The following is a 996-nucleotide window of genomic DNA, read 5'->3' on the forward strand; positions in this document are numbered from 1 at the left end:
TTAATATTGATATCGTATGCTGGTCCAGAATCGGCTAGCAAATCACTCATCCCATTTTCTATGTAATCGGCATCCGTTAACATTAAAATAGGTTTCTTTAAATGCAAGGCTAATCCTAAAACCGCTTTTCTTATCAGCTTATCTGTCCAAACAATTTTCTCGACCAACCAAGGCGTATTAATACGCGTTAATTTAGAAGAGGATTCTTTATCTAAAACAAAGGTTACATTATCGTGTTCTTGTAAAAATGAAGCTGGCACAAGGTTAGTAACCTGACCTTCTACAGACTGCTTAATAATGTTCGATTTGCCTTCTCCCCAAGCCATTAAAATTACGCGTTGGGCTTCCATAATCATTTTTACACCCAAGGTAATGGCTGTTCTTGGCGTATTGTTTAATCCTAAGAAATCGCTACTTGCCGCAACTCTTGTAATATGATCTAGAGCGACTAAACGGGTTTTAGAGTTTTGTAACGATCCAGATTCGTTAAAGCCGATATGACCGTTACCTCCAATACCTAATATTTGTAAATCAAGGCCTCCTAATGCTTCAATTTTAGCTTCGTAATCGTTACAATAATTTGCAATCTCTTCTTTGGATAAAGTACCATCGGGAACGTGACAATTCTCTGGTAAAATATCGACGTGATTAAACAACAGTTCCTTCATGAAACGCACATAACTGTTTACAGAATCCGGCTCCATAGGATAGTATTCATCTAAATTAAAAGAAATAACATTCTTAAAACTTAAGCCTTCTTCCTTGTGTAATCTCACTAATTCTGCGTACAAACCTTTTGGAGAAGATCCGGTAGCAAGCCCCAAAATACAAGGCTGTTTCTGGGACTGTTTAACCTTAATTAAATCGGCTATTTCCTTAGCTACAGCTTTGGAGCCTGAACTTGAATCTGAAAAAACTACTGTCCCTATGTTTTCAAATCGCTTTTCAAATCCGGTCGCTTTGTCTATACTACTTTTTAGCATAATTTTGTTTTTT

The 996-nt window shown here is 36.7% G+C and carries 1 protein-coding gene; it reads right to left on the reverse strand.

Annotated features, from left to right (window positions below; translation table 11 throughout):
- On the reverse strand, positions 1–983 hold a 983-nt coding region (gene nagB / locus AST99_RS12875; protein ID WP_069727855.1), incomplete at its 3' end, for a glucosamine-6-phosphate deaminase.
- Between the last annotated feature and the right edge of the window lie 13 nt (positions 984–996).

Source organism: Formosa algae, from assembly GCF_001439665.1.
Taxonomy (GTDB): Bacteria; Bacteroidota; Bacteroidia; order Flavobacteriales; family Flavobacteriaceae; genus Formosa; species Formosa algae.